We start from the raw sequence: 21,825 nt of genomic DNA, 5'->3' as shown, positions 1-21,825 counted from the left end.
GCGGGCGCGACCGGGTCAGACCGGCCGGTAGCGGTTGAGGATCTGCTGTCGGGCAGCGCTCGACGGGCGGTGGAAGTAGAGCAGCTCCCGGGGTGTCGTCGTGCACTGTACCGGGCCGGCGAGCAGGGCGCCCTCGGTCCCGTCGAGGACGAGCAGGTCCCGCTCGGCCGCCAGCGCGGGCAGCCGGTCGAGCGTGGCGGCGGCGGTGGCCTCGTCCACCTCGACCAACTCGTAGCCGGTCGGCTCCGGCAGCCGGCCGGCCAGCGCCCGCGCGGCGAACTCCATCCGCGTCATGCAGTCCAGCCAGTCGAGGCTCCGGTCGGCCGGGTCGAACGCCCGGCAGATGACCTGCTGCACCGCGACCTCGGCCACGCCGTCGTGCCGGTCGACGAAGTGACGGAGGTTGGCCCGCCACTGCACGAACATCTCCGGGGTCACCTCGCGCCCGCTCTGATAGGCCAACGCCTCCCGCTGGAACGCGAACGCCAGCCCTCGACGACGCAGCCGGTAGCCGAGCTCGGAGTCCTCCAGACCCCAGCCGAGGAATCTCTCGTCGAAACCGCCCACCGCGAGCAGGTGCTCACGGCGTACCGAGAGGTTGCAGCTGAACGCGTAGTGCCAGCACGTCGCGAGGTTGTTGAAGTTCTCCGAGAAGACGCCCATGACCCGGTCGCGGCCGTCCCAGCCGACCACCTCCGGCATTGCGTCCAGCGAGAACTCCCGGGCCAGGCGCTCGTCGTCGATCGCGCCCGGAGCGAGGTCACCACGCGGACCGGCCACCACCAGATCGGTACGCAGCCGGTGGTAGCGGGCGTGCGCGGCGACGAACCCGGGCGCGACGATCTGGTCGGCGTCGACCAGCACGACCACGTCGCCGGACGCCTTGCCGACACCCGCGTTGCGCGCGGCGGCCCGGCCGGACGCGGACGTGCGCGGCAGGAACAGGTAGGCCAGCGGATAGGGCAGGTCGAGACCGGCCAGCAGGTCGCCGGTGTCGTCGGTGGACCCGTCGTCGACCACCACGACCTCCAGCGAGTCACCGGCGTCCAGCTCGCACAGCGCCAGGCACCGCAGCAGCCGACGCACCTGCGGACCGGAGTCGTAGGACGGGACGACGACACTGATCCGCAGGCCGCCCCCGGTGGCACCGTCGGTCACTTCGGTTCGTCCTCCTTGTCCGTCCCGTCGTTCCAGCGCGGCCGCATGTCGTTGCCGTCCGGGTCCCACAGCGCGCGCAGCCCCGGCCAGGAGTCGACCGCGACGAACCCGGCCCGCATCGCGGTGACGCACAGCGGCGTGAGTTCGGCGGCGACGTCGAGGATCCGGTCCCGCGGGCACGTCTTGCGCAGCGCGCCACCGGCGAACGTGCCCAGCGCGAGCCGCGCCCAGGGCGCGCTGTCGAGCTGCTTGTCGAACGACGTCGCGCCGGCCGGCTCCAGCATGCCGCGGGCGAGGACGCCCTGGGTGAAGCTGGTCAGCCAGAACTGGAACAGCATGCTCGGCCCGAACCCGGTCCGGACCGCCTCCGGGTGGTAGTCGAGGTCGCTGGCAAAGCCCTCCTCCAGCTCCTGAGGCGTCATCCCGGCGGGGAACAGCACCTCGTTGATGTTCATGGTGGACCGTTCCGCCCGGCCCAGCGGCTCGTAGTGGCACAACGACTCGAAGTCGCCCAGCCCCATGTGCGCCACCGCGGGCGGCTCGGCCACCATGGCGGTGAACGGCGTGGCCCCGAGATCGTGCCCGAGCGGGAACACCGCCGAGTTGCGCACGCCATAGAACAGGTCGTTGAGCAGCAGGCTGCCCGCCGGGCGGTGTTCGGCCAGGTTCGGCACCGCGACGTACGTCCGGAGGGACCGGTCCTGGAGGAACTCGAAGATGGCGCGGTTGTCCGGCTTGTCGGGCGCGTAGCGCTGCGCGTAGCCGGCGAACTGCCGGGCGGCCGAGGCCGGCATCACCAGTGCCTGCGTCGGCGCCCACGAGTCGATCACCGGGGTCCAGGACGCGCCGACGAACGCGGCCAGGCGGACCGCCTGGGCCGTGGCCATGATCCAGTTGCCGTGCAGCGCGAGCGCGCCCTCCGGCGCGACGCTCAGCGCCTGGTGCAGCGCCGCAGTGAAGCCCTCGCAGAGCTGCACGTCCTCCTGCAGCACCAGGTGGTGGGTGGCGTCCTCGCGGACCGCGTCCCAGGCCAGCTTCGCGGTGCGCAGCGTGGCCGGGCGGCCGCCCGGCTCCGGGTCGAGCACGATCTGGATGTCCAGCTCGGGGTGGCGCCGCCGCAGCTGCTCGGCCTGGTGTCTGCGGTCGGGATGAGCCATCACGACCGTCGAAACTCTCATGTCACGCACCATGTCCCCCTACGCTCGTTCGCCCGGAACCGTCACTTGTCGAGGATGTCATTGACTTCTTTCTCGGCTTTGTCGAGCGCGTCCTCCACGGTCACCTCGCCGCGAACGGCCGCGAGGAGGTGGACCAGGATCGCCCCGGCCATCTGCGGCCAGGACTGCACGGTCGGGGGGTCGATGGCGTGCTCCATCTGCGCCACGGCGGTCTGCGGCACCGGGTTCTGGGCGTAGAAGCCCTTGAGCACGTCCAACGTGCTGCGGCGGTTGGGCAGGTAGTTGGAGGCCTTGACGAACTCCGCGTTCTGCTCGGTGCTCAGCAGGTAGGTGATGAACCGGAAGCCGCCTGCCTGCACCTTCTTCGGCGCCTTGTTGAACAGGCAGATGTTGGCGCCGCCCAGTTCGGAGAAGGTACCCGCCGGACCGGCCGGCATCGGCGCCACCGCCATCTCGAACTTGTTCCCTACGCTCTGCTGGATGAACGACAGCGCGGTGCTGTCGGAGACGTAGAGCGCGGTCTTGCCTGCGCCGAAGTTGAGCTGACCAGCGGAGGGCTCGGAGGAGACGCGGATGAGCTTCTTCCGCGCCAGTTCGACCCAGAAGCGCAGCGCCTCACGACCGGCCGGAGAGTTGAACTCGGCCTTGGTCTGGTCCTCGTTGAGCACCGTGCCGCCGTGGGCGTGGACCATGGCGTCCCACACCGAGACCATGTACGGCGAGTTGAAGAAGTCGGCAGCCCAGGTGTCGGGCGTGTTGAGCATGGTGGCGTACTCGGCGAACTGGGCCCAGGTGGTCGGCGGTGCGGTGAGGCCGGCGCGGCGCAGCAGTTGCTTGTTGTAGTAGAGGAACGAGATGTTGCGGTCGAACGGCAGGGTGAGCTGCTTGCCGTCGATCTTCGTGGACTTGAGCAGCACCGGGTGGAAGTCGTCGAGGTCGGCGGCGGTCATCGCCCCCGATCCGCCGAACATCGTGCTCACGTCGGCCAGTCCGTTGACCTTCGCGTAGGCCGCCGCCCACGACGGCTGGCACGGCGACAGCGTCGGCGGCTCGCCCGCCGAGAGCTGCACCAGCGTCTTCTGCAGCAGCGTCGCTGGGTCGGGATACTGCTGAAGCTCGACGGTGACCTCGTCCTGGCTGGCGTTGAACGAGCCGACGATGTCGGTGAGCGACTTCAGCACCTCGCCCTGGTTGGCCGTGCCCACCGTGACGGTGACCCGCCCGCCGGCCTCCTCCTCACCCCCGCCACAGGCCGACGCCCCGGCGAGCAGCGCCGTGGCGGTGAGCGCCGCCAGCGCTCTGCGACGTATCGGCTTCGTCATAAGCGTTCCCCCAAAATCGGTCATCGTCGGGCCGCCGGCTTCCGCTCCGGCGCGTCGCCGGTCATCGCCGCCGTCACCTGCCGGCGTGCCAGCAGATAGACCGTGAGCACCGGTGCCGTGACCAGCACCCCGGCCGCCGCCAGGACGGTCGGCGACGACCCGGCGTCGACGTTGTTGAAGTAGGACAGCGCGACCTGCACCGGCCGCACTGACTCGTCGGTGGTGAAGATCAGCGGCCACTCGAACAGGTTCCATCCGGCGATGAAGCTGATCAGCGCGGTCGTCGCGACCGCCGCCCTGCTGCTGGGCAGAGCGATCGTGAACAGGTAGCGCAGGTGCGAGCAGCCCTCCAGGTGGGCGATCTCCCACAGTTCGCGAGGCAACGAGAGGAACCGCTGCCGCATGATGAAGATGCCGAGCGGGCTGGCCATGAACGGCACGATCAGCGCCCAGTAGGTGTTGAGCAGCCCGGCCGTCCGCATCACCGCGAAGTTGGGCACGAAGCTCAGCTCGCTCGGCACCACGAACGCGGCGATGACCACGCCGAACAGGATCCGCTTCGCGGGCAGTCGCACGTTGACCAACGCGTAGGCGGCCAGGCACGAGGTGAGCGTCGCGAGCAGGGCGATCGACAGCGCCACGAAGGTCGTGTTGGTGAAGTAGCGGGGCCAGTCCTGGGCCGTCAGCACCGCGTCGAAGTTGCGCAGCGGTGTCGTGGGCACCAGCGGCGGCGAGGTGCTCGCCGCCTGGTCCGGCCGGGACATCGACAGCACGAGCATCCAGTAGACGGGCAGGGCGAACACCAGGCAGACGGCGTAGAGCAGGACACTGCCGAGCCGGTCGCGCCAGGTACGCGGGCCACGCAGCCAGGGCGTCACCGATAGAAGACCCTTCGCTGCCCGAGCGCCGCGCCGACCGCGAGCACCGCCATGATGACGGCGGTCAGCGCGGTGGCCACCGCCGCGCCGTAGCCACCGTCGAAGTTCACGAACGCCTGCTGGTACTGGTAGAGGTTCACGGTCAGACCGCTCAATCCGGTGCCCCCGGTGCCGGTGGTGAACATGAAGCTGACGACGAACACCTTGAGCGCCACCGAGGTGTTGAAGACGACCAGCAGATAGGTGGTCGGGCTGACCAGCGGGAAGGCGATGCTGCGCAGCATCCGCCCGGAGCCCGCGCCGTCGACCGCGGCCGCCTCGTAGACCTCGCGGGGGATCCGGCCGAAGCTCGACAGGTAGAGCACGAGGCTGAAGCCGGTGCCCTGCCAGACCGCGTAGACCGCCATCGCCGGCACGATCCAGTGCGGGTCGCCCAGCCAGTCCACCGGACCGATGCCCAGGCGCCCGAGCAGCGAGTTGAGCACGCCGTAGTCGCCGTGGAAGATCCACGACCAGGTGAGCACGGTGGCGATCGGCGGCAGCACGTACGGCGAGAAGATCACCGACTCCAGGATGTGGCCGGTGCGGATGCGCCGGTAGAGCGCCCAGCCGAGCACGAAGCCGAGCACCGTGGTTGTCGGCACGGTCAGCAGCGCGAAGTAGAACGTCTGCCGCAGCGCCTGCCAGAACTTCTCGTCGGCGGCCAGCTCGCGGTAGTTGTCGACGCCGACGAAGGTGGGCGTGTCGCCGAGCAGGCTCCAGTCGTAGAGCGAGATCACCGCGACGAAGAGGCTCGGCACCACGAAGAACACGAGCAGCGGCAGCAACGCTGGCGTGACCAGGCCGAGACCGAGCGCCGTCTCGCGTCGACGCCGTTGCCGGGAGACCGGCCTGCGGTCACCCGGCACGCGCGGCGGCAGCGGCCGAACCCGCACGTCGAGCTTCGTCATGACGCCCCCCGTCACGCATGAACAAGCACCGCAGGTGTTTCGGATGTGCGATTGACAATGTCGCTGGTGAATTACCCAAGCTCCCCGCGACGCGATGGCTGCCGTTTCGGCGGACCGTCGTCACGCGATCATCATCGATGGCAACACTATCACCGCACCGGCGATCCGGGGGACCCGAATCACACCCGGCGACGCGCACCGCCGGACACGCGGCGACAATTGCGCAGCTTAGACTACATTGAATGAAAAAAATCAACGGGCATAGGCGCGGGCCTGACTGGCGTACAGCTCGGCGTACCGGCCACCTTGAGCGACGAGCGTGTCGTGCGAACCCTGCTCGACCACCCGACCGTCCTTCAGCACGACGACGAGGTCCGCCAGCCGGACGGTGGACAGCCGGTGGGTGACGAACAGCGTCACCCCGCCGACGGTAAGCGCCACCTGCTTCGCGACCTCCTGGTAGGCGTCGACCAGGCGTTGCTCGGCTTCGGCGTCCAACGCGGCTGCGGGCTCGTCCAGCGCGAGCAGCATCGGCCGGGTCCGCATCAGGGTCCGGGCGAGGCCGATCCGCTGCCACTGACCACCGGAGAGGTCCTGTCCGTCGCCGTACGCCGTGCCCAGCAGCGCCTCGGGCCCGCCGACCCGGTCGACGATCCCGCTCGCGTCGGCCCGGTCGACCGCCGTCCGCACCGCCTCGCGCGACTCCACGTCCGGCAGGTGACCGATGCCGACGCTGTCCTGGACGGACAGCTCGACCTTGGCGAAATCCTGGAACAGCACGGCGACCCGGTCCCGCCACCGGCGCGGGTCGACACCCGCGACGTCGACACCGTCGACGAGCATCCGGCCCCGGGTCGGTGCGTAGAGGCCCAGCAACAGGGCGATGAGCGTGCTCTTGCCGGCGCCGTTCTCGCCGACAAGGGCAACCGAGCGACCCGCCGGCAGGTGCAGGTCGATACCGCGCAGCGTCTCGGTCGCCGCCCCGGGGTAGGTGAAGCCGAGCGACTCCAGCCGGATGCCGTCGCCGACGGTGTCCGGCACCAGCCGGGCGGGCGCCGGACCGGCCTCCTCGCTGGTCTGCCGGCGCAACTCCAGGAACCGGCGCAGCCCCGCCGCCGACCGGTGCACCACGCCCAGCAGGTCCAACCCGCTGGCCATCTGGGCGCCGACCTGGGTGGCCAGCGAGACGACCAGCACCACGTCGCCGATGCTGGCCTCGCCGCGGCGGGCCAGCGTGTAGACCCAGAGCACGGAGCCGACGTAGACCAGGGCGAAGACGACCTGGCCGGCGGCCACGAGCGCCGCGTGCCGCACCTGGGCCCGGCGCATCGCCGAGCCGTAGGCGTCGAGGAGGCGGTCCTGCCGGGCGACGAAGTAGGGGGCGCTGCCGGCGATCTGGATCTCCTTGTGGCTCGCCGGGTTCGTGGCGAGCAGCCGCAGGTGCCGGATGGACCGGGTGGTTGGCGACAGCCGCTCCCGGGTAGCCTGCAACACCTGCTCGGCCCAGCGACCGAGCAGGACCGGCACGATCGCGACGAGCGACAGCGACAGCAGCGCCGGCGACAGCGTGGCGAGCAGCAGCGCGGTGAACGCGACCTGTGCGGCGATCGCGGCGAGTTGCAGCCCGGACTGCACCGTCATCCGCATCTGCAGTACGTCCTGGCGGAGCAGGTCGATCCGGTCGGCGAAGGCCGGGTCGACCCGGTGGTCCATCCGGACACTGCCGTTGACCAGGCGGATCAGGTCACGGTTGAGCTGCTCGTCGGTGAGCTCGGAGAGTTCGAAGTAGTAGATGTGGGCAAAGTTGTCCAGGGTCAACTCGAGGCCGAGGGCCACCGCCGCCACGACCGACCACCGCACCGCCGCCTCCGGCCGATCCGCCGCCACCGCGTCGACCAGGCCGCCGAGGCTCACCGCGACGACCGGGGTGGCGAGGGCCGCCAGCATCAGCATGCCGGCGCCGGCGGCGAGCCGCCGCCGGTCCAGCCGCCAGCCCAGCACGAAGAGATGACGCAGACAGAACAGGGCCTCGCTCACCGGGACGGCTCCTCTCGCCCGCCGTCGGGCGCGGCGTGCTCGAAGCGTCGGGCCTGCACGTCGAACATGCGGGCGTACGTGCCGCCCTCGGCGACCAGGTCGTCGTGCCGGCCCGCCTCGATCACCCGGCCCCGGTCGAGCACCAGTATGCGGTCGGCGCGGCGCACCGAGGAGAACCGGTGTGAGATGACGACGCTGGTGACGCCCCGGGTGAGGTCGAGGAAGCGGTCGTAGAACTCCGCCTCGCCGCGCGCGTCGAGCTGCGCGGTCGGCTCGTCGAGCACCAGCACCGAGGCGCCGTGCCGCACGGCGAACAGCGACCGCGCCAGGGCAAGGCGCTGCCACTGGCCGCCGGAGAGCTCGTGGCCGTCCGGCAGCGCCCGGGTCAGCGGGGTCTCCAGCCCGGCCGGCAGGCACGCGGCCAGGTCACCGAGACCCACCCGGTCCAAGTCGGCGAGGATGCCGGCGTCGTCCGCGCGGTGCTCGATCGCGCTCATCGCGACGTTGTCGCGCAGGCTCGTCTCGTAGCGGATGAAGTCCTGGAACGTCACCGCGACCGACCGGGCCCACGAGGCAGCGTCGAGGTCCCGCAGGTCGACGCCGTCGACGCGGATCGAGCCGGCGTCCGGGCGGTAGAGGCCGGCCAGCAGCTTCACCAGCGTGGTCTTGCCCGCGCCGTTGACCCCCACCACGGCCGTGGACGCCCCGACCGGCAGGTCGAGATCGAGCCCGTCGATCGCGGGGGCGTCCGGGCGGTAGCCGAACCGGACGCCGGTGAACCGGACGCCCTCGCGGACCGGGCCGCCCCGGGGGGCCACCACGCGGGTCGACGGTCGCGGGTGGGCGGCCCCGGTGGCCCGCCCGGCGATCTCGTCGACCTCCAGCAGCGCCTCCCACGCGCCGCGGCCGAAGACCATCTTGATGTCCGACTCCTGGAAGACGATGCCGAAGCGCACGCACAACGCCAGCGCCTGCACCGCCATCGCGGTCGCGCCGACCGTGGCGGGGTCCGGCGCGCCCTCGCCGGCGCGGGTCACCAGCAGCAGCGCCACCGCCGCGCCGACGACGGCCAGCACGGTGTAGGCCACGAACGGCAGTCCGTAGAGGCGGCGTCGCCAGTACCACAACTGGCGGTGCAGGTCGCCCGCCTCGCGGGCGTAACGCGCCTCGATCCACTCGACGAGCCCGAGGGTACGGATGTCCTTCGCGGCGTGGGTGCCGGTGGCCAACTGGCGCACGTAACCGGCCCGCCGGTGAAGCGGCGTGAAGCGGCGGTTGAGCCGACCCCAGTGGAAGAACGCCTCGGACCGGCCGCGGCGGATCACCAACGCCACCAGGCAGGCGATCACGGCCGGCCAGGGCCCGGCGGTGACGGCCAGCACGGTGACCGCGCCGGCGAGCTGCGTGTATCGCGCGGTGAGCGCGAGGCCGCCCTCGGTCGCGGCGCCGGGCGTGAAGGTCCACTGCTCGAAGATCTCGTCGACCATGCTGAGCCGGTCGGCGACGTCGGAGCGCTCCATCACCGCCAACGGCGTGTCCAGCATGGCGAAGGTCAGGAAGCGGGTCAGGCAGTAGTGGTCGATCCGCCGGGCGATCTCCTTCGACGCCAGCAGTTGCACCGGCGCCAGGCTCTGCTGCAGGAGGAACGCGCCGAGCGCGAGGCCGAGCCAGGGGGCGGCGGCGTCGAGATCGCCACCCGCGGCGAGGCGTTGGAGAGCGAGTCCGATACCGGTCATGAGCGCCACCGGCGTCAGGCCGGACAGAACGTGCAACGCGAGCGTGCCGCCGACGAGCCCGGCGCCGGCCTGGCGGGCGAGCAGGATCAGCTGGCCCGCAGCCCGGCGTCGCTGCTGTTCGCGTCGCCGGATTGCGGCCAGAATGGCGGAAGGCACGGCCACCCGGGTGGCGTCGGCATCGCTCACTTAGCCCCCTCTGAGTGCGCGCACGCCTCAATCTTTGACGACACTCGATTGGTGTGTCAAATGTGCGGGCTCACGTCCGGCAATGACCACCATTCGAGACGACGATCCGATTTCGCAGTGCATTACCAATAAATTCCGCAGGCGACCAGGGGTGGACACATCATCCGCTCTGGACCAAGCTTGGACGTGGTCGTGCCGGCAGCCGAATCAGGGGGGAAGCATGATCGTCCTTGGCCCCGCGGATGGCCCGGGCCACGCGCACCGCCGGTACGCCCCGGCCATCGGCTCGACGTCGGTGCGGAAGCCGGCCGCATGACGACTCCGGACGAGGACTCGCCCGCGCCCGCCGGGACCGCGAACGGCGCGCCGCCGCCCGCCGACGACCACGTGCACAGCGAGTGCTCGTGGGACGCGCCCTACTCGTCGATGGAGGCCGCCTGCCGTCGGGCGGCCCAACTGGGGCTCCCGTCGATCGCGTTCACCGACCACGCCGACTTCACCCCACGGCGGATCGCCGACGCGGTGTCGTCGCCGGAGTGGAAACGCGGCTTCATCCAGGACCAGGTGCTCACGCCCCCGCCGCTGGACGTGTCGCGCTACCTGCGCACCATCGCCTACTGCCGGGAGATGTTCCCGCGCCTGCGCATACTGTCGGGGGTGGAGCTGGGCGAGCCGCACCGCCACCGCCGGCAGGCCGCCGACCTGCTCGGCGGCGGCGACTTCGCGCGTGTCCTGGCCTCCGTGCACACCCTGCCCGTGGGGCCGGACGTGCGCACTGTGGACGGCGCGTTGGAGGTCGGCAGCCCGCACGAGGTCGTCCGCCGCTACCTCGCCGAGGTGGGTGACCTCGTCCGCGACTTCGACCAGTTCCACGTGCTTGCCCACATCGACTACGCCGCGCGGTTCTGGCCGCAGGGGCACCCGGCCCACCGGGTGGGCGACTTCGAGGACGACTACCGGGCGGTCCTGACCGTGCTGGCCGCGAAGGGCAAGGCGCTCGAGCTGAACTCGCGCGTCCCACTCAGCCTCGACATCCTACGGTGGTGGCGCGACGAGGGCGGCGAGACCATCACGTTCGGCAGCGACGCGCACCGCCCGGAGCAGGTCGCCCGCGGCTTCGCCGACGCCGCGGCGCTCGCCGCGACGGCCGGGTTCGCGCCCGGCCAGCGTCCCGACGACCTGTGGACCCGCCGCTGATGCCCGCGATCCGGGTGCTGCCGGGCAGCGACGCGGCAGCCGCGCTGGACGCGTGCGCCGCCGCGCTCGACGCGGGGAGCGTCGTCGCGCTGCCGACCCGCCGCTGGTACATGCTCTGCGCCGACTCCACCGACCCGGTCGCGTGCCGGCGCATCTTCGACGCCAAGGGCCGCCCGGCCGGCAAGCCGCTGGCGCTGGTCATGCCGTCGACCGCGGCGGTCGCGGCCCGGTTCACGTTCTCGCCCGCCGCCGCGCGGCTCGCCGAGCGGCTCTGGCCCGGCGACCTGGCCCTGCTCCTGCCGTGGCGGAACCCGGAGGACGGCCGGCGACACCCATGGCTGGGCGAGGGCGCCGCGATGGTTACCCGGGACCCCGGGCTCCTCGGGGACCTCGCCGCCCGTACCCGGAACCCGCCCGCCACCTCGGTGGTCAGCCGCAGCGACGGGCGGACGCCGCAGCGACGGGCACCGGCGCTGAGCCCGGCGGCCGTCCAGGCGTTCGCCGAGGCGTACGACGCGCCGGTCGAGCTGCTGGTCGACGGCGGTGTGTGCCCGCTCGGCGTCGGCCTGACGGTGGTCGACTGCGCGGCGGAGCCCACCGTCGTGCGGGTCGGCGCGGTGCACCCGCGGGCGGTCGAGGCGGCCTTGGGCGAGCCCTGACGCCTCAGCCCCGCTTGCGGACGCTCCAGATGGCGTCGATGGGCCACCGGCTCGTCCACTCCGCCGGCCGGTCGCCGAACGTCGTGTGGGCGCCCTCGGCGGGCGGCTCCTCGACGAGCCGTTCGACGACGAACCCGTGCACGCCCAGCAGTCGTACCCACTCGCCGTAGCCGAGCACGAAATCGACGGCGTCCGGGGACACCCGCCGGGTGTGCAGGCCGAAGTACGCCCGGCGCAGCTCGGCGGTGAGGGTGCGGCGCTCCTCGTCCCAGCACATGGCGAAGAACGGCGAGTTGGTGCAGAAGGCGAGCTGACCGCCCGGGCGCAGTACCCGGGCCAGTTCCGGCACGGTGCGATACGGGTCGGCCCACGACACCCCGCCGTAGTCGGAGAGGGCGACGTCGAACGAGGCGGACCCGAACGGCAGCCGGTGCGCGTCGGCCTGCACGAGCGCCGGCCGGCGCTCCGGGTCGTCACCGCCATGCCGGCCGGCGTGACGGAGCTGGGCCAGGGAGATGTCCAGGGCGACCGCGCGGGCGCCGCGCCGGGCCAGGGACCGCGCCCAGTGCGCGGCCCCGCAGCCCAGCTCCAGCACGTCGCGCCCGGCGACCGCGTCCAGCACCCGCAACTCCCGCTCGGGACGGCGCCACAGCCCCCACGCCTCGGCGGCCGAGCGCAGCAGGTCGCCGTGCTTGCGTTGGTAACCGTCGCTCCAGGTGTCCCAGGTACGCCGGTTGCCGTCGGTGATCTCGTCGAGCCGCGCCCGGTCGGTCACCCGGCGCCGCCGGCCGGCGCGGGCTGGTAGACGACCGGGAAGTCGGGGTGGTCGAGCACGTCGAACGGGTGGATTCCGCGTTCGGCGATCGTCGGGGACGGAACGCCCATGTAGACCGCGTCGGCGGGCAGGAACGACGGCCGGTACACCCACCGGGCCCGGTCGCCGACGTTGGCGTCGGTGCCGTGGACCACCCAACTGCAGTGGGCCATCACGTCACCGGGCTCGAACGACAACTCGTCGGACATCTCGCACGACCGCAGCCGCGGCGCGAGCCGGTACGCCTCGTCGAGGTCGACGCACGCGCCGCCACGCCACAACGGCCCGAGCTTGTGCGACCCGCTCAGGTAACGCACCGCGCCCTGCTCCGGCGTCACGTGGTCGAGCGGGATCCAGAAGTAGATCCACGACCGGTCGGTGGGGTTCTTGTCCTGATGCCAGCCGAGCGCCTGGCCTCGGTCCTCCCGCTGGCTCAGCGGCAGCTTGACCAGCAGGATGTCGTCGAAGAACCGTTGCGCGTGGTCCCGTCCGAGCAGCAGCGCCGCGTTCCGCCCGAGCTGACGGGAGTGCACCACCTGCTGGAACAGCTCGTCCACCTCGGACGGGCTGCGGAACGACTGCGACGCGGGCGAGGTCTCGAAGTCGAAGCCGAGGCGCTCCTCGTTCGCGTCCCCGTTCGGCCCCATGAGCCGCTGGGCCCGTTCCAACAGGAAGTTCACCAGCCCCGGGTCGATCAGTCTAGGCAGGCGGATCCAGCCGTTCTCCCAGAACCGGGTGATCTCGTCCTGGGTGACCTCACGGATGCCCGGGACGTCCGTACCGGCCGGCCGCGCCGCCGTACCGGCCTCCTCGGCGTGTCGAATGCTCATGGCGATCCCCTGGGATGTCGTCGTCTCTGGCGTCGGTCCGGCCGCACCCGGTCAGAACTCCCGGTGCGGCCCTTGCAGTGCCTTGTACTCCGGGTAGACGCCGAACAACCGGCGGAGCCCGAAGCGGGTCTCCTCCAGCGTCCAGAAGTCCGGGTGCTCGATCGACTCGGCCAGGTCCCACGGGCGGTACCGGCCGATCAGCCCGCCCATGACCCGGAACACCTGCCCGGTGACCCAGCCGGCGTCGGCGGAGGCGAGGTAGGTCGACAGCGTCGCGGCGTGTCGCGGCGAGCTGGCGTCGCCGGCGTCGTGGGACTCGGTGGTGCTGGCGCCGACGTGGCGCGCCATCCGACCCCGGACGTTCGCCGCGTTGACCGCGTTGACGGTCACGCCGTACGGGTACATCTCGTGCGCCAGCTCCAGCGTCATGGCGGCGACGGCGCCCTTGGCCGCGGCGTGGGTGACGCCCAGGTCCGGCCGGCCGACGAGCCCGGTCGCGGCCGTGAAGGTGACCAGGGCGCTGGGCGAGCCGTCCCGCCGGGCACAGTTGGCCCGCCACCGGCGGCAGGCCGCCGCCGCGACGAGGTAGGTGTGGGTGGCGTGGGATTCCAGCACGTTGCGCCAGTCGTCGATCGTGGTGTCCCAGACCGGGCTGGTGCGCAGCGTGCCGGCGGCCGCGATCACGGCGTCGACGTTGCCGTGCGTGCCGAACAACTCGTCGATCAACGCCTCGACCTGGTCGGCGTCGGTGACGTCGCAGAAGCGGCCTTCCACGCTGCCGCGCTCCCCCGCCTCGGCCGCGAGCCGTTTCGCCACGTCGCCGGCCACAGCCGAGTCCTGGCCGACGCCGTCTACAGTCGTGCCGTTGTCGGCGACAATCACCGTCGCGCCACAGCGCGCGGCCTGCACGGCGGCGGCGCTGCCGATGTCACCGGCGCCACCGGTGATCAGGACGACCCGTCCCGCGAGATCGATCGGTACGGACAGCGGCGTCAAATTCATCCGTCTTCACCTGGACCTTTCCTGGAGGGGATCACCGGACGGGGCACCCCGACTACGCCGGGTTCTGGACCGTGCCGTCGGCGCGGTACCAGGTCTGCGCGCGGTAGGCGCCGAAGCTCAGGCTGCGCGCCGCGAGCCGATGACCCTCGGTCACGATGCCGGCGTGGTGGACGATGTCGCTGTCGAAGAGGATCAGCGTCCCGGCGTCGCCGAGCACGGCCACCCGTTGGTCGTGCAGCTCGGCCGGCAGCACCCGCGCGTCGTCGTCGCTGGGCACGACGTTGCGCTCACGGTTCGCCCGCTGCAGTTCCCGGGTCAGCAGGTGTGAACCGGGCACGCAGTGGAACGGGCCGTTGGCCGGTCCGACGTCGCTGAGGTAGACGAACGACTTCAGGTGCCGCATCTTGTCGTAGTGCAGCTGCTGGACCTTGGTGCTGCTACCGACGACGTCGAGGATCGCGTAGACGGTCCGGCTGAAGATGTATCCCGCGCCGAAGAAGCCGCGGGTGACCGCCTCCAGCTCCGGCCGGCCGAACGCGTCGCTGAGCACCGGAAACGCCGAGGGGTCGAGGTCGGCACGTTCCATCCGGACCGACTGGCCGAGGGAGTATTCCTCGTGGTGCGCCCAGGCCGGGGTCCGCTCGAACAGCTCGTGGCACTCGCGCGCGGCCGCGGCGACCGCCTCGGCGTCGAGGTAGCCGGGCACCAGCACCACGCCGTCCTTCTCCAGCACGTTCAGGATCGCCGGGACGTCGTGGACGTCGGCGCGCTGGATGCTCTGCTCCTGCTGCGTCGTCATGGTCAACCTCCGTTGTGAGATCCGCTGTTCACCGGCCGGCGAGCTGTTCGACAACCGGGCGGACGACGTCCAGGTGCACGTCCCGGAAGACGTGGTAGTTGATCCCGGTACGCTCACGGCGCTCGCGCAGCAGGTCCGCCAGCTCCTGCGCGTCCCGGCCGAGCAGGTGTTCCGGGGTCTGCCGGGCGGTGGTGGCGCTGACCCCGGTGGCGACGACGTGTTCGTCGAGTTGCCGCCGCGCGTCGTCGCCGACACCGGCCTTGACGACCAGGATGTGCAGCTCGACGTCGGCGGCGCGGTCGCCGAGGTGCGCGCGTACGACGGCGGCCTTGCGCTCGGTCGACTCCAGCGAGGCGTCCTCGGCGATCTGCCGGGGCGCGGCGCCGGCCGAGATGCTGCGGGAGAAGCTGACGATGTCGGCGATGCGGGCGGCCAGCCGCAGCATCCGGTCACCGCCGGCGCCGACGAGCAGCGGCACCCGCGGCCCGTCGAGGCCCTGCAGGTCGGTGACCGTGTAGTGCTTGCCGTGGAAGGTGTACGGCCCCTCGGCCCAGCAGCCGCGCAGGATCTCGACGGCCTCGGCGAGGCGGTCGACCCGCAGCCGTCCGGGATCCATCGGGATGCCGAGCTGCCGATAGTCGCGTTCCATCCAGCCGGCGCCGACGCCCAGCTCGAACCGGCCGTCGGAGAGCAGGGCGAGCGTCGTCGCGTCCCGGGCGAGCAACGCCGGGTGCTGCAGGTCATTGTTGTGCACCAGGGTGGCCAGCCTCAGCGTGGTGCGCGCCGCCGCGTCGGCGAGGGCCACGAACGGCGCGAACTGCGGGGTCGTGTGCAGCGGGACGTGGAGCGCGTCGAAACCGCCGCCCTCGACCCGGGCCAGCAGGTCGTGCCAGGCCGCGCGCGTCGGGGCGCCCTTGGTGAGCACGCCGAACCGGAACGGGTGTGTCACTGGTGTCATAGCCGCCTCACCTCGTAGGACAGGTCCGCCGGAAGCGGCAGGCCCGGTGGCACCCCGGCGGGCCGCAGCAGCGGCGCCGGCAGCGGGCAGCCGGCCCGGCCCAGCGCGGCGAGCAGCGACCAGCGGGTCAGCCGGTTGGCCGCCAACGTGTCCCACGGGGTCGCGCCCCACCGCTCGCGGTAGCCCAGCCACTCGGTCGGTTCCGCTCGCACGGCCCCGTACTGCGCGGCGAGGTGGTGCGTAGCCACCCAGGACACGCAGACGACGGGGCGCGGGGGCGCGCAGGCCCGCCGCAGCACGGCCAGCGTCGCGGCGTCGAGCCGTCCGGGCTCGACCAGCGCCACCACACCGATGCGTACGCCGTGCGGCGCGGCCAGCGCGGCGGCGGCAAGGGCCTCGGTCACCGCCACGTCGCCCACCGCGAGGACGATGGCGTCGTCGATCCCGGCACCGGGCAGTCGGATCCCGACCGCCGGACCGCCCGGGTCGGGCGGGTCGAGCAGCGGCTGCTTGGAGCAGACGATCGCGGCGACGGCGTCGCGGGTGTCGAGCAGTTCGTCGAGCCGGGCCGCGGCGGACCGGGCTCCGATCGGGAAGGCGATCCGGACCGGGCAGTCATCGGCGCGGGCCAGCAGCGTCCCGGCGAGGTCGGTGTTCTGGTGCGTCGGCGCGTTGCCCCAGCCGAGGCTGGTCAGCACCACGGCCAGGGGCGGCCGACCGGCGGGCGGCCGGGCGGTGAGCAGCTTGAGGTACTGGGTGAGCTGGGTGGCGATCAACGGTGCGAACGCCTCGTAGGTGACCACGGCCGTGGGCCGGCCCGCCTCCACCGACCCCCAGGCCCAGGCGGAGCAGAGTTCCTCGGCGAGCACCTCGGTGACCAGCCCGGCGGCGAGGCAACGGTCGAGCCGGTTGGACGATCCCTCGTCGGGGGACATGACCCGCACCGCGCGCCGGGCCAGCACCCGGTCGACCGCCGGCATCGGCGCGGTGGACGCCGGGGCGTCGGGTGGCGGTGTACCCGCCGGCACGGTTACCCCGCCGTCGCCCAACTCCGTGCGGATTCGGGTGGCCAGCCGGCGGACGTGGGCCGGCACGTCGCCGTGCGGGTCGACCACCGGCGGGTCGTTCAGCGCCGACAGCCAGGCCCGCAGGTCGGCGCGCAGCGCGGAGGACGCGAGGTCCAGCCCGGCCGGCTTGTGCGCGTAGTGACCGTGGAACGGCCTGCCGCCCAGCTCGGCCGGGGCCGGCCAGCCCTTCTCGGTCACGCTCAGCCAGACGACCGGCTCCCCCGCCGCCGCCATGTCCCAGGCGCGACGCGCGGCCCGCGCGGCGTCCTCACCGCGAGCGCCGCTGCACAGCACCGCGTAGCCCATGCCTTCGAGCAGCCCGCGCAGCCGCTCGGGCGAGAACCGGGCGGGCGAGCCCATCCGGGCCCCGTTGACGTTGACCACCGGCAGGCAGCAGGACCCGTCGGCGGGCGGCAGCGCGTCGTGGTGGGCGAACGCGGCCAGCGCCGCCGGGGTCTCGCACTCGCCGTCGCCGACGACCACGGCGACGCGCAGGCCCGGACGCGCCGCCGCGATGCCCTGCCCCACGCCCAGCGCCGGGCCCAGTTCCCCCCCGACGTACGGCACCCGCGGCTCGGCGAGGAACTCCGAGGGGTCGCCGCCGGGTGCGCCGTAGCGCCGGATGGCGGCGCTGACGTCGGCCGCGGCGCCGCCCGCGCGCAGCACCCGGTGCGCGAAGGTGAAGCTGCCGGCGTGCCCGGTACCGACGACCAGCAGGAACCCGTCGTCGTCGCATTCCTGGGCGAGGTGCCCGGCCGCCCACGCGACGCCGGGGTTGCAGCCCCAGTGGCCGACCGCGCGGGCGCGCTGCGGCTCGCCGGGCGGCGGCCAGCTCAGGCCGGCGGCGTGGCTGAACGCCAGCAGGCAGGCGGCCCGCCAGTAGTCGGTCGCCGTGCTGCCGGCGGGCAGGTCCGACGCGCGGACCTGCCCGGCGGAGACGCCGGGGGCGGCGGTCATCCGGTTCCGCCCGTCCGGTCGCCGCGACGCGCGACGATCACGTCGGTGTGCTCGACGGTGGGGAACTCCCCTTCCGGGGCGACCTCCCGCAGTCGCCGCGCCAGCTCCCGCCGGAAGTCCGGCAGCCGGTCACCGAGCAGCTTCGGCGACGCGTACGACGTCGACAGCTGCTGCCCGATCACGTCGTCGACGGTGAGCAGCCGGGTGGTGGTGAAGCGTCGGCGCTCCACCCGGTGGAACGCCGAATCCGCCAGTACCTGCTCGTGCGTGCGGGGCGGGTGGTCGTAGGTGCCGCCGCCGGCCCGCCGTCGCGGCCCGAGGAACTCGACGATCACGTCCCGCGCGACCGGCACCCAGTCCCCCTGCAACGCGCCGTCCCGGGACCAGATGCTCGCCGAACCGGACACCAGCGCGACGCCGCCGTCGGGCTCGACGACCCGGTCGAGGAAGGCCAGCACGCTTTCGCGGGCCATCCAGTGGAACGAGGCCCCCATAGTGCACAGACGCATCGCCGGCAGGTCGTCCGCGACGAGGTCCTCGGCCCGGGCCACGACCCACCGCACGTGGTCGGCGAGATCCGCCGGCGCCGTACGGACGCCCTCGTCGATCATCTCCCGGTCCGGGTCGACGGCCCAGACCCGGCAGCCGGCACGGGCCAGCGGCACGGCCAGCTGTCCGGTGCCGCACCCGAGATCGAGCACCGGCGGGCCGGCGGCCAGCCGGAAGGCGTCGACCAGATGGTCGACGGCCTCGGTCGGGTAGGGCGGCCGGTATCTCGCGTAGTACGCCGCCGCGCCCGCGAACAGGTCCTGGTCGTAGGTGGTGCCTTCGGGTCGACTCATTCCGCTCCGCCTTTCCCGCGATCCCTGAGGAAGAGAACCAGGTCGGCCATTCTCGCGGACACGGCCGCGCGGGAACGGGCTTCCCGGATCATCGCCAAGGCGTGTCTGCGGTCCGACGGCGGCAGCACCTCCAGACTCAGTCCCTCCGCGTCGAGCAGCGCCTTGAGGTCGGCCGGCGCCTGGTAGGGGCGGCGGTCGCGGGGCAGGTGCAGCCAGGCGAACTCGGGCAGCGCGCCCCCGGCGGCCACCACCGCCGGGGGCAGCGCCCGGCGGCGGACCACGAAGGCGGCGCCGCCCGTGCCGCCGGTGGTGAGACGCACCCGGGCCCGGGTGACGCGCACGACCAGCCCGGCCAGGTGCGGCGCGACGGTCACGTCGCGGCCGGCCCAGCGCTCGCGCCGGCCGGCTACCACCGCGCCGGCCCCGTCGGGGCGGGAGCCGGCGGCGCGTAGCTGGGCGACCAGCTCCGTGGTCGCCGTGCCGTCCCCGCCGACCAGCCGGGACTGCAATCCGGCTGCCTCGGGCACCCGTCGGTCGGCCACCGGGTCGTCGCCCACGACCAGCGCGGTACGGGGGTCCACGTCCTGCTCGGCCAGCAGTGTCTGCCAGAACCGCGGGTCGTCCTTGACCAGGCCGCAGCGGCGCGACTCGACGGTGGTGTCGACGTGCCGGTCGAGGTCGTCCGGCAGGGCGGGGGTGCCCGGACCCGCGTTTGTCGCGACAACCACCCGCCAGCCGAGGTCGGCGGCCGTTCCCAGCAGGTCCTCGGCACCGGGCAGGACGACGGCGTCGCCAGGGTCGCCGGTCAGCTCGGCGAGGACCGCCGCGCGGGCCGGCGGCGGGAGCGGGTCGAGATGCCGCAGGCAGGTGTCCACGTCGACCGCGGTCAGCACTGCGGCCCGCAGCAGGGCCCCGGGACGGTCGTCACCCGCGGCCCGCAGCGCGTGCAGCACGCGTCCGGCCAGGCCGGGACGGGTCCGGGTGACGAGGGTTCCCCCGGCGTCCACGATGAGCACGGGCGGCTGGTCAGGCATCAGCGGGATCCCCTCCGAGGTCCGGGTGCAGGTCACCGCCCCACCCCGGGGCGGTCGGCACCGGGAGGCCGCCCTGCGGGGTCTCCGGCGCCGTCCACGCCGAGGACGCCGCGAGGTGGGCGGCGCGGCGTGGCTCCAGCACCAGGTGCAGCTCGGTGACGTCCATCGGCGCGCCGGCGGCGGCCAGGTGCAGGGCCGGCAGCAGCCCACCGCCGTGCGGCGCAAACCGGGCGCCGGACCGCCGCGCCGCGTGCGCGATCGACAGCATGCTCGTCAGGCCGCCGCAGAACACGGCGTCCGGCTGCCAGACGTCCACCGCGCCGGCGCGCAACTGCGTCACGTCCGCCGCGCCGTAGCAGTGCTCGCCGGCGGCATGCGGGACGCCGAACTCGCCCGGCCGGGCGCGGTCGACCTCGTCGGGGTGGTACGGCTCCTCCACCCAGGCCAGCGCGCCGGCCAGCGGCTCGCAGGCGACCCGGACCCGGTCCGGATGCCACCGGCCGTGGAAGTCGACGGCGAGCCGTCCCGGCCCGTGCCGCCGCACGAAGGCGGTGGTGACGTCGATCAGCTCCGGACCGAGCACGAGCGGGTCCCACTTCTGCACCGGGTACGTCCCGGCCACCGCGTCCATCACCGACGCGATCCGTGCCGGGCCGCCGCGTACGCCGAAACAGGTGGCGTACGCCGGCACCCGGTCGACCGCCGCCTCCGGGGCGAGCAACCGCCACACCGGTTCTCCGACCCGCTTGGCCGCCAGGTCCCACAGCGCCAGTTCGATCGCGCCGACGGCGACGGCCAGCAGGCCGGTGTGGGCGTGGCGGGTCGCGCGGCGCACCAGCCGACCGAACCCGACCGGGTCCACCTCGGCCGGCAGCCGCGGCAGCGCCGCCTCCACCAGGCCGGGCACCTGCCGGGCGGCCGCCGTGTCGACCGGCCCCCACCAGCCCCAGCGGGTGCCGTCGCCGACGCCGACCAGCCAGCCGCGTACCCGGTCGGTGCGCACGTCGGTGCGGACCGCGCGGTGGTGCACGGCGGCGGCCGGCGCCGGCAGGTCCAGCTCCCGCAACGCCACCCGGGCCACCGCGACGGCGGCCAGCTCCGGCGTGGACCGAGGGGCGTCGGTGGCGACGAGGTCGGGTGCCGGACTCACACCCGGGGTCCCGCGACGGGCCGGCCGGCGAACCGCGAGTACCACAGGGGCCGGTAGTTCTCCCAGGAGCGCGGCGCGAGCCCGGTCGGGGCGAACACCTTCTCCAGGTCGGCGCGCAGCCGCAGGTAGTAGCCGAGGTTCTCGGCCTCGCGGTGCCGAGCCCGCCGCATGTAGTCGTTATGGGCCTGGTAGACCTGGATCCGGGGGAACGTGCCGACGTGCGGCGCGAGGTAGGACAGGCCGCTCAGCGCCTTGTCGTAGGAGTCCAGCCCGGCGACGTAGGTGAAGTCGGCGGTGATGTCCAACTCCCGGCAGTCGTCCATGATCTCGGCCGACCGCTCCAGGGTGAGCGAGGCCTTGGTGTCCTTCAGCAGCAGCGTCCGGCGCTCGAAGCACTCCAGCGTCAGCGTCAGGTGGAACGGGCCACACTCCTCGCGCAACCGCACCAGGTCGTCCCGGTCGCGCAGCACCGACGAGAGCAGGTGCAGTCGGCCCTTGAAGCCGTACCGGTCGGCGGCCCGGCGCAGCGCCGCCATGTGCTCGATGGCCATCCCTGGATAGTGGAAACAGCCACTGCATACGGTGATGACCTCAGCGTGGCTGAGGTCCGGCCAGCCGTTGTCGGCCTGCAACCACTCCAGCAGCTCGGCGAGTTGGCCGTCCGAGGTCAGCGTGTCGTCGGAGGCGTCCTCGATCACGTTGGGGCAGAACATGCAGCCGGTGCAGCGCGACCGGGAGTGGGTGTTGAGCGTGATGGACCGGCCACCGGCGCGCAGGTAGGTCAGGACGACGTCGTCGTTCTCCAGGGCCACGACGTCGGCGACCGGTTCGCCCTGGAACCGCAGCGCGCCGTCGGCGACCTCGAACCGGGACTGCTCGTTGTCGAAGGGCAGGATGATCTGCCAGACCTCGTCCGAGCCGACCGGCCTGAGCTGCATCCGCGCCCGGGGGTAGTCCCGCAGCGGCCGGGCGCCCTCCGCGTTCGCGGCGATGAGTACGACGTCCAGGAGCGGCACGTCGAACTTCTCGGCCAGGTCCCGGAGCTGTTCCACCGCCGGTCGCGCCTGCATG

The 21,825-nt window shown here is 72.9% G+C and carries 19 protein-coding genes; 2 read left to right on the top strand and 17 right to left on the bottom strand.

Translation table 11 applies throughout. From position 1 onward, the window contains the following. Positions 1 to 15: 15 nt before the first annotated feature. From ACIQG9_RS28870 to ACIQG9_RS28840, 7 genes are all read right to left on the bottom strand, one after another. On the bottom strand, positions 16 to 1,158 hold the full coding sequence (locus ACIQG9_RS28870; protein ID WP_400408290.1) for a glycosyltransferase: 1,143 nt from the start codon (positions 1,156 to 1,158) through the stop codon (positions 16 to 18). Further along, on the bottom strand, positions 1,155 to 2,336 hold the full coding sequence (locus ACIQG9_RS28865) for a hypothetical protein (protein WP_400408288.1): 1,182 nt from the start codon (positions 2,334 to 2,336) through the stop codon (positions 1,155 to 1,157). The genes ACIQG9_RS28870 and ACIQG9_RS28865 overlap by 4 nt, the downstream gene beginning before the upstream one ends. 41 nt (positions 2,337 to 2,377) lie before the next feature. Then, a complete protein-coding gene (locus ACIQG9_RS28860; RefSeq protein ID WP_400408286.1) occupies positions 2,378 to 3,658 on the bottom strand; it encodes an ABC transporter substrate-binding protein in 1,281 nt (426 codons plus the stop codon). Between the two features lie 20 nt (positions 3,659 to 3,678). Then, a complete protein-coding gene (locus tag ACIQG9_RS28855) occupies positions 3,679 to 4,536 on the bottom strand; it encodes a carbohydrate ABC transporter permease (RefSeq protein ID WP_400408285.1) in 858 nt (285 codons plus the stop codon). Further along, complete coding sequence (locus ACIQG9_RS28850) at positions 4,533 to 5,486, bottom strand: carbohydrate ABC transporter permease (RefSeq protein WP_400408284.1); 954 nt, start codon at positions 5,484 to 5,486, stop codon at positions 4,533 to 4,535. Before ACIQG9_RS28850 ends, ACIQG9_RS28855 begins: the two co-directional genes overlap by 4 nt. Positions 5,487 to 5,738: 252 nt before the next feature. Beyond that, a complete protein-coding gene (locus ACIQG9_RS28845) occupies positions 5,739 to 7,523 on the bottom strand; it encodes an ABC transporter ATP-binding protein (protein ID WP_400408282.1) in 1,785 nt (594 codons plus the stop codon). Further along, on the bottom strand, positions 7,520 to 9,445 hold the full coding sequence (locus ACIQG9_RS28840) for an ABC transporter ATP-binding protein (protein WP_400408281.1): 1,926 nt from the start codon (positions 9,443 to 9,445) through the stop codon (positions 7,520 to 7,522). The genes ACIQG9_RS28845 and ACIQG9_RS28840 overlap by 4 nt, the downstream gene beginning before the upstream one ends. A 312-nt stretch (positions 9,446 to 9,757) precedes the next feature. On the opposite strand from ACIQG9_RS28840, the gene ACIQG9_RS28835 reads away from it, so the two are divergent. Further along, positions 9,758 to 10,642 carry a PHP domain-containing protein gene (locus ACIQG9_RS28835; protein ID WP_400408280.1) on the top strand — a complete coding sequence of 295 codons (885 nt, stop codon included), beginning with the start codon at positions 9,758 to 9,760 and terminating at the stop codon, positions 10,640 to 10,642. Then, positions 10,642 to 11,301: an L-threonylcarbamoyladenylate synthase gene (locus ACIQG9_RS28830; RefSeq protein WP_400408278.1), complete on the top strand. Its 660-nt coding sequence runs from the start codon at positions 10,642 to 10,644 to the stop codon at positions 11,299 to 11,301. Before ACIQG9_RS28835 ends, ACIQG9_RS28830 begins: the two co-directional genes overlap by 1 nt. A gap of 4 nt (positions 11,302 to 11,305) precedes the next feature. On the opposite strand, the gene ACIQG9_RS28825 is transcribed toward ACIQG9_RS28830, so the two are convergent. The 10 genes from ACIQG9_RS28825 to ACIQG9_RS28780 are packed head-to-tail and all read right to left on the bottom strand — an operon-like array spanning position 11,306 to position 21,824. Continuing rightward, complete coding sequence (locus ACIQG9_RS28825) at positions 11,306 to 12,076, bottom strand: class I SAM-dependent methyltransferase (RefSeq protein WP_400408276.1); 771 nt, start codon at positions 12,074 to 12,076, stop codon at positions 11,306 to 11,308. Then, positions 12,073 to 12,945, bottom strand: coding sequence for a phytanoyl-CoA dioxygenase family protein (locus tag ACIQG9_RS28820; RefSeq protein WP_400408275.1), 873 nt, complete (start codon positions 12,943 to 12,945; stop codon positions 12,073 to 12,075). Before ACIQG9_RS28820 ends, ACIQG9_RS28825 begins: the two co-directional genes overlap by 4 nt. 51 nt (positions 12,946 to 12,996) lie before the next feature. Then, the gene (locus tag ACIQG9_RS28815; protein ID WP_400408274.1) at positions 12,997 to 13,947 is read right to left on the bottom strand and encodes an SDR family NAD(P)-dependent oxidoreductase; all 951 of its coding nucleotides are present in this window, start codon (positions 13,945 to 13,947) and stop codon (positions 12,997 to 12,999) included. Between the two features lie 52 nt (positions 13,948 to 13,999). Next, positions 14,000 to 14,746 carry a phytanoyl-CoA dioxygenase family protein gene (locus tag ACIQG9_RS28810; protein WP_400408273.1) on the bottom strand — a complete coding sequence of 249 codons (747 nt, stop codon included), beginning with the start codon at positions 14,744 to 14,746 and terminating at the stop codon, positions 14,000 to 14,002. Positions 14,747 to 14,774: 28 nt separating this feature from the next. After that, a complete protein-coding gene (locus tag ACIQG9_RS28805; RefSeq protein ID WP_400408272.1) occupies positions 14,775 to 15,704 on the bottom strand; it encodes a TIGR03621 family F420-dependent LLM class oxidoreductase in 930 nt (309 codons plus the stop codon). After that, positions 15,701 to 17,728, bottom strand: a complete 2,028-nt coding sequence (locus ACIQG9_RS28800; RefSeq protein WP_400408270.1) for a hypothetical protein — start codon at positions 17,726 to 17,728, stop codon at positions 15,701 to 15,703. The genes ACIQG9_RS28805 and ACIQG9_RS28800 overlap by 4 nt, the downstream gene beginning before the upstream one ends. Further along, a complete protein-coding gene (locus ACIQG9_RS28795; protein WP_400408269.1) occupies positions 17,725 to 18,570 on the bottom strand; it encodes a class I SAM-dependent methyltransferase in 846 nt (281 codons plus the stop codon). The genes ACIQG9_RS28800 and ACIQG9_RS28795 overlap by 4 nt, the downstream gene beginning before the upstream one ends. Next, positions 18,567 to 19,604, bottom strand: a complete 1,038-nt coding sequence (locus ACIQG9_RS28790; protein WP_400408268.1) for an HAD family hydrolase — start codon at positions 19,602 to 19,604, stop codon at positions 18,567 to 18,569. The genes ACIQG9_RS28795 and ACIQG9_RS28790 overlap by 4 nt, the downstream gene beginning before the upstream one ends. Then, entirely contained in the window at positions 19,597 to 20,754 is a 1,158-nt protein-coding gene (locus ACIQG9_RS28785; RefSeq protein ID WP_400408266.1) for an enolase C-terminal domain-like protein, read from the bottom strand. Before ACIQG9_RS28785 ends, ACIQG9_RS28790 begins: the two co-directional genes overlap by 8 nt. Continuing rightward, positions 20,751 to 21,824, bottom strand: coding sequence for a hypothetical protein (locus ACIQG9_RS28780; RefSeq protein WP_400408265.1), 1,074 nt, complete (start codon positions 21,822 to 21,824; stop codon positions 20,751 to 20,753). The genes ACIQG9_RS28785 and ACIQG9_RS28780 overlap by 4 nt, the downstream gene beginning before the upstream one ends. Position 21,825: the final 1 nt, after the last annotated feature.

Origin of the sequence: Micromonospora sp. NPDC092111 (genome assembly GCF_044755745.1) — a bacterium.
GTDB lineage: Bacteria > Actinomycetota > Actinomycetes > Mycobacteriales > Micromonosporaceae > Micromonospora.
Note: the sequence above shows the minus strand (reverse complement) of the source record. Positions and strands in the feature narration are given on the sequence as shown.

Bases quoted from the DNA above. Each gene is read 5' to 3' on its own strand.
- ACIQG9_RS28780 (WP_400408265.1), bottom strand. From the start codon at position 21,824: ATGCAGGCGCGACCGGCGGTGGAACAGCTCCGGGACCTGGCCGAGAAG.
- ACIQG9_RS28805 (WP_400408272.1), bottom strand. From the start codon at position 15,704: ATGACACCAGTGACACACCCGTTCCGGTTCGGCGTGCTCACCAAGGGC.
- ACIQG9_RS28815 (WP_400408274.1), bottom strand. From the start codon at position 13,947: ATGAATTTGACGCCGCTGTCCGTACCGATCGATCTCGCGGGACGGGTC.
- ACIQG9_RS28795 (WP_400408269.1), bottom strand. From the start codon at position 18,570: ATGAGTCGACCCGAAGGCACCACCTACGACCAGGACCTGTTCGCGGGC.
- ACIQG9_RS28865 (WP_400408288.1), bottom strand. From the start codon at position 2,336: ATGAGAGTTTCGACGGTCGTGATGGCTCATCCCGACCGCAGACACCAG.
- ACIQG9_RS28850 (WP_400408284.1), bottom strand. From the start codon at position 5,486: ATGACGAAGCTCGACGTGCGGGTTCGGCCGCTGCCGCCGCGCGTGCCG.
- ACIQG9_RS28800 (WP_400408270.1), bottom strand. From the start codon at position 17,728: ATGACCGCCGCCCCCGGCGTCTCCGCCGGGCAGGTCCGCGCGTCGGAC.
- ACIQG9_RS28830 (WP_400408278.1), top strand. From the start codon at position 10,642: ATGCCCGCGATCCGGGTGCTGCCGGGCAGCGACGCGGCAGCCGCGCTG.
- ACIQG9_RS28810 (WP_400408273.1), bottom strand. From the start codon at position 14,746: ATGACGACGCAGCAGGAGCAGAGCATCCAGCGCGCCGACGTCCACGAC.
- ACIQG9_RS28820 (WP_400408275.1), bottom strand. From the start codon at position 12,945: ATGAGCATTCGACACGCCGAGGAGGCCGGTACGGCGGCGCGGCCGGCC.
- ACIQG9_RS28835 (WP_400408280.1), top strand. From the start codon at position 9,758: ATGACGACTCCGGACGAGGACTCGCCCGCGCCCGCCGGGACCGCGAAC.
- ACIQG9_RS28790 (WP_400408268.1), bottom strand. From the start codon at position 19,604: ATGCCTGACCAGCCGCCCGTGCTCATCGTGGACGCCGGGGGAACCCTC.
- ACIQG9_RS28860 (WP_400408286.1), bottom strand. From the start codon at position 3,658: ATGACGAAGCCGATACGTCGCAGAGCGCTGGCGGCGCTCACCGCCACG.